Here is a 6,039-nt window from a genome sequence, read left to right on the forward strand (position 1 = left end):
TAGAACATGGCACGTATTAAGCGCGCTGTTGCCGCCAAGAAGAAGCGCCGTACCGTTATGCACCGTGCGAAGGGTTACTACGGTGCCGCTTCGCGTACTTACAAGCATGCTAAAGAGCAGGTCCAGCACTCCCTGCAGTATCAGTATCGTGATCGCCGCAACAAGAAGCGCGAGATCCGTTCTCTCTGGATCACCCGTATCAACGCTGCTGCTCGCCTGAACGACATCTCTTACTCTCAGTTCATGCACGGCCTGAAGGTTGCCGGCATCGAGCTCGACCGCAAGGTCCTGGCTCAGATGGCTTACGAGGACATCGAGTCCTTCAACGAGCTGGCTGCCATTGCCAAGAAGGCTCTCGAGGCCTAATAGATTCTCTTGAATCGCTAGGGGAGTGTCGCGTTGTGCGCGGCGCTCCCTCTTTTTATCTGAAGCGCGGTTTACATTGCTAAAAGCGCGGGTAGATAGACACTTACAGGTGACCGATCTCTATATATTTCTAAACCAAAGGGTCATCATCTGATACGTGCGGAAGATCCGCACCAGTCTTTCTATTAGCTATAGAAAGCGATATGTTGTGTAGGACTTGTGAAGAGTGGAATTGACGACCCACAGGGCTTCGCGGTCTGGCAATATATCTCCTTGCCGCGCGGCCCGGTCGGACCGGATCAGCCGCCAGGCGTGCACCTTGAGAACCGGATACTGCGAGGATGGACACATTCAGTGTCGCATCCGGGCAGACATCGAACCATTTGAAATGGTCTAACTTGGATTTGTTTTTCGCAAGGCCGCCGAGAGGCGGCCCCGAGAAATTCCTTTTCCTATACTAAAACCATATGAATCGAACGGAACCGATCAGCGATGGACTGAGAGGACCGGACGGGCTCGAAGCCCATACATTTTGGACGGAGAGTTCGATCCTGGCTCAGGATGAACGCTGGCGGCGCGCCTAACACATGCAAGTCGAACGGCACCCACCTCCGGGTGGAAGCGAGTGGCGAACGGCTGAGTAACACGTGGAGAACCTGCCCCCTCCCCCGGGATAGCCGCCCGAAAGGACGGGTAATACCGGATACCCCGGGGTGCCGCATGGCACCCCGGCTAAAGCCCCGACGGGAGGGGATGGCTCCGCGGCCCATCAGGTAGACGGCGGGGTGACGGCCCACCGTGCCGACAACGGGTAGCCGGGTTGAGAGACCGACCGGCCAGATTGGGACTGAGACACGGCCCAGACTCCTACGGGAGGCAGCAGTGGGGAATCTTGCGCAATGGGGGGAACCCTGACGCAGCGACGCCGCGTGCGGGACGGAGGCCTTCGGGTCGTAAACCGCTTTCAGCAGGGAAGAGTCAAGACTGTACCTGCAGAAGAAGCCCCGGCTAACTACGTGCCAGCAGCCGCGGTAATACGTAGGGGGCGAGCGTTATCCGGATTCATTGGGCGTAAAGCGCGCGTAGGCGGCCCGGCAGGCCGGGGGTCGAAGCGGGGGGCTCAACCCCCCGAAGCCCCCGGAACCTCCGCGGCTTGGGTCCGGTAGGGGAGGGTGGAACACCCGGTGTAGCGGTGGAATGCGCAGATATCGGGTGGAACACCGGTGGCGAAGGCGGCCCTCTGGGCCGAGACCGACGCTGAGGCGCGAAAGCTGGGGGAGCGAACAGGATTAGATACCCTGGTAGTCCCAGCCGTAAACGATGGACGCTAGGTGTGGGGGGACGATCCCCCCGTGCCGCAGCCAACGCATTAAGCGTCCCGCCTGGGGAGTACGGCCGCAAGGCTAAAACTCAAAGGAATTGACGGGGGCCCGCACAAGCAGCGGAGCATGTGGCTTAATTCGAAGCAACGCGAAGAACCTTACCAGGGCTTGACATATGGGTGAAGCGGGGGAGACCCCGTGGCCGAGAGGAGCCCATACAGGTGGTGCATGGCTGTCGTCAGCTCGTGTCGTGAGATGTTGGGTTAAGTCCCGCAACGAGCGCAACCCCCGCCGCGTGTTGCCATCGGGTGATGCCGGGAACCCACGCGGGACCGCCGCCGTCAAGGCGGAGGAGGGCGGGGACGACGTCAAGTCATCATGCCCCTTATGCCCTGGGCTGCACACGTGCTACAATGGCCGGTACAGAGGGATGCCACCCCGCGAGGGGGAGCGGATCCCGGAAAGCCGGCCCCAGTTCGGATTGGGGGCTGCAACCCGCCCCCATGAAGTCGGAGTTGCTAGTAATCGCGGATCAGCATGCCGCGGTGAATGCGTTCCCGGGCCTTGTACACACCGCCCGTCACACCACCCGAGTCGTCTGCACCCGAAGTCGCCGGCCCAACCGCAAGGGGGGAGGCGCCGAAGGTGTGGAGGGTGAGGGGGGTGAAGTCGTAACAAGGTAGCCGTACCGGAAGGTGCGGCTGGATCACCTCCTTTCTAGGGAGATACATTCTTAGAGAGATCAACTTAACTCGAATAGAGGGCAGGAGCCCGTCCGGTGGATGTCGCCAGGATGATTCCCCGCAGCACCCGGTCCCCGGGGTCGCACCCGCGTACCTTGAGAGCCGCATAGCGATAGGAGAGAGATGGAAGATCATTCTTCCAGACTCGATTCTTTTCTGCGATTAAATCAAAGAATGATAGCAATCATTCATCCGATCCAAACAAGAAGAATTCACTTATATATGAGTGAGGAGCATCTGATCGCGAGCACAGTCAACTACTGTGCCGCGGTATGAGATACCCGAATTGCGACATACGAGCGCTATTCATGATATCGATTAATTAATTTTAGCGACACGTGGATATCCCGCGGGCCCGAGAGCGGTCCCGCAAGATACCACGGGCGCACGGCGGATGCCTTGGCACAGGGAGCCGATGAAGGACGCGGCAAGCTGCGATAATCCCCGGCGAGGAGCACACATCCTTCGACCCGGGGGTCTCCGAATGGGCGAACCCATGCACAGCAGTGTGCATATCCCCGGCCTGAACACATACGGCCGGGGAGGACAACCCGGGGAACTGAAACATCTAAGTACCCGGAGGAGAGGAAATCAATCTCGAGACTCCCCGAGTAGCGGCGAGCGAAAGGGGACCGATGGCCAAACCGTCGAGCGGGCATACCCGGCAGGGGTTCCGCCGACGGGGTTGCAGGGCCGCGCATCCGGGGGCTGCCGCCCCCGGGCGCAGGTCCGGCTGGGGAGCGGAACGGCATGGGAGGGCCGGCCGCAGCGGGTGACAGCCCCGTACGCGAACCCAGACCGGACGGCGCGACGCGGTCCCTGAGTAGGGCCGGGCACGTGAAACCCGGTCCGAACCTGGGTGGACCACCATCCAAGCCTGAGTACTACCCTGTGACCGATAGCGCACCAGTACCGTGAGGGAAAGGTGAAAAGCACCCCGGGAGGGGAGTGAAACAGTACCTGAAACCGTGCGCCCACGAGCAGTCGGAGCACCCTTGTGGTGTGACGGCGTGCCTTTTGTAGAATGAGCCAGCGAGTCGCTGGCGCGGGGCGAGGTTAACCGAAAGGGAGCCGGAGCGAAAGCGAGCCTTAACAGGGCGACTTGAGTCCCGCGCCGCGGACGCGAAGCCGGGTGAGCTATCCGTGGGCAGGCTGAAGCGGGGGTAAGACCCCGTGGAGGGCCGAACGCACGTCGGTTGAAAACGGCGGCGATGACCTGCGGATAGGGGTGAAAGGCCAATCAAACCCGGAGATATCTCGTTCTCCCCGAAATAGCTTTAGGGCTAGCGTCGCGCGTTCACCGCCGGAGGTAGAGCACCGGATGGACGAGGGGGCTTCGCCGCCTACCGAATCCAACCGAACTCCGAATGCCGGCGGCCCAGAGCGCGGCAGTCAGAGCATGTGGGCTAAGCTGTGTGCTCGAGAGGGAAACAGCCCGGACCGCCCGCTAAGGTCCCCAAGTTCCAGCCGAGTGGCAAAGGATGTGCGTCCGCCCAGACAACCAGGATGTTGGCTTAGAAGCAGCCATGCATTCAAAGAGTGCGTAACAGCTCACTGGTCGAGTGGACATGCGCCGACAATACACGGGGCTAAGCTGGACACCGAAGCGGCGGGATTTTATCTATATAGAATCGGTAGGGGAGCTTCCCATGGGCGGTGAAGCCGCCGGGCGACCGGCGGTGGAGCGCATGGGAGTGAGAATGCTGGCATGAGTAGCGAGAGACGAGAGAGTAACTCGTCCGCCGTGAACCCGAGGTTTCCTGGGCAAGGCTAATCCTCCCAGGGTCAGTCGGGGGCTAAGGCGAGGCCGGAAGGCGTAGCCGACGCGCAGCAGGCAGACATTCCTGCACCGCGCACGCGGCGCTACGACCGACGGGGCGACGGATGGGGGTGGCTCGGCGGGGTTCTGGACGTCCCCGTGATGGAGCGCGGCCCGCGGACCAGGGAAATCCGGTCCGCACGAGGGCGAGGCTCCGGACGAAGCGATCAAGCGAAGCGAGTGAGCCCGAGGTCCCTAGAAAAACCCCTAGGCAGGCGCGTGCGCGCCCGTACCGCAAACCGACACAGGTGGGTGGGTAGAACATACCGAGGCGATCGGGTCAACCATGGTCAAGGAACTCGGCACAATGGCCCCGTAACTTCGGGAGAAGGGGTGCCCGCGCGTACGTGAACGGACTTGCTCCGGGAGCGGAGGCGGGCCGCAGTGGAGAGGCCCAAGCGACTGTTTACCAAAAACACAGGACTCTGCAGAAGCCGCAAGGCGACGTATAGGGTCTGACGCCTGCCCGGTGCCGGAAGGTCACGCGGAGGAGTTAGCCGCAAGGCGAAGCCCCGAAGCCAAGCCCCGGTAAACGGCGGCCGTAACTATAACGGTCCTAAGGTAGCGAAATTCCTTGTCGGGTAAGTTCCGACCTGCACGAAAGGCGCAACGACTTGGGCGCTGTCTCGACCATGGACCCGGTGAAATTGCACTGGTCGTGAAGATGCGACTTACCCGCGGAAGGACGGAAAGACCCCGTGAACCTTCACTGCAGCTTGGCATTGGCCGCTGGTCCCGCGTGTAGAGGATAGGCAGGAGGCACAGATCCGGAGGCGCCAGCCCCCGGGGAGCCGCCCTTGGAATACTGCCCTCGCGCGACCGGCGTCCTAACCCGAGGCCGTCAACCGGCTCGGGGACCGTGCCAGGCGGGCAGTTTGACTGGGGCGGTCGCCTCCTAAAGGGTAACGGAGGCGCGCGAAGGTCCGCTCGGGACGGTCGGCAACCGTCCTTTTGAATGCAAGAGTACAAGCGGGCTTGACTGCGAGGCCCACAAGCCGAGCAGGTGCGAAAGCAGGCTCTAGTGATCCGGCGGCCCCGAGTGGGTGGGCCGTCGCTCAACGGATAAAAGGTACTCCGGGGATAACAGGCTGATCTTGCCCAAGAGTCCACATCGACGGCAAGGTTTGGCACCTCGATGTCGGCTCATCGCATCCTGGGGCTGGAGCAGGTCCCAAGGGTACGGCTGTTCGCCGTTTAAAGCGGTACGCGAGCTGGGTTCAGAACGTCGTGAGACAGTTCGGTCCCTATCCTCCGTGGGCGCAGGAGAATCGATGGAGGCTGCCCCCAGTACGAGAGGACCGGGGTGGACGCACCTCCGGTGAACCGGTTGTCGACCAACGGCACGGCCGGGTAGCCGCGTGCGGCGCGGATAACCGCTGAAGGCATCTAAGCGGGAAGCCGTTCCAGGGATTAGTTCTCCTTCCGGTAAGGGCCCAGGTAGACTACCTGGTCGATAGACGGCAGGTGCAAGGACGGCGACGTCCTCAGCCGAGCCGCACTAATCGCCCGAGCTCTTCCGGAACCGCACCTCGCGGCCCGCGGGACCCAGCGCTCATGCGCGCGGTCCGGGCACGAGGATGCCCCCGAGTCACCTCCCCTATGCGCCATGCGGCCCCCAGGGCACGTGTATGCGATACCGGACACCGTAACGGTGGGCGCCGCCCACCGGTCAGCGGCCAGAGCATGGGGGGCACGCCCGGTCCCGTTCCGAACCCGGAAGCTAAGCCCCATCGCGCCGAGAGTACTGCGGGGCCAGCCCGTGGGAGGCCAGGGCGCCGCTGACCGGTGG

1 protein-coding gene and 3 rRNA genes are annotated in these 6,039 nt (G+C 62.4%); all 4 read left to right on the forward strand.

The window, feature by feature from the left end; translation table 11 throughout:
* Positions 1-6 precede the first annotated feature (6 nt).
* The 4 genes from rplT (at position 7) to rrf (ending at position 6,034) form a co-directional block, all read left to right on the forward strand.
* Entirely contained in the window at positions 7-366 is a 360-nt protein-coding gene (gene rplT, locus DXD77_RS01600) for a 50S ribosomal protein L20 (RefSeq protein ID WP_022094123.1), read from the forward strand.
* A gap of 533 nt (positions 367-899) precedes the next feature.
* Positions 900-2,405: ribosomal RNA gene (locus DXD77_RS01605) — 16S ribosomal RNA — on the forward strand.
* A 393-nt stretch (positions 2,406-2,798) separates the two neighbouring features.
* Positions 2,799-5,772, forward strand: a 23S ribosomal RNA gene (locus DXD77_RS01610).
* A 146-nt stretch (positions 5,773-5,918) separates the two neighbouring features.
* Positions 5,919-6,034 (forward strand): 5S ribosomal RNA (gene rrf, locus DXD77_RS01615).
* Together the 16S, 23S and 5S rRNA genes form the textbook arrangement of a ribosomal RNA operon.
* The last annotated feature ends 5 nt before the right edge of the window (positions 6,035-6,039 follow it).

The sequence above is a fragment of the Collinsella sp. TM09-10AT genome, assembly GCF_003436275.1.
Classification (GTDB): domain Bacteria; phylum Actinomycetota; class Coriobacteriia; order Coriobacteriales; family Coriobacteriaceae; genus Collinsella.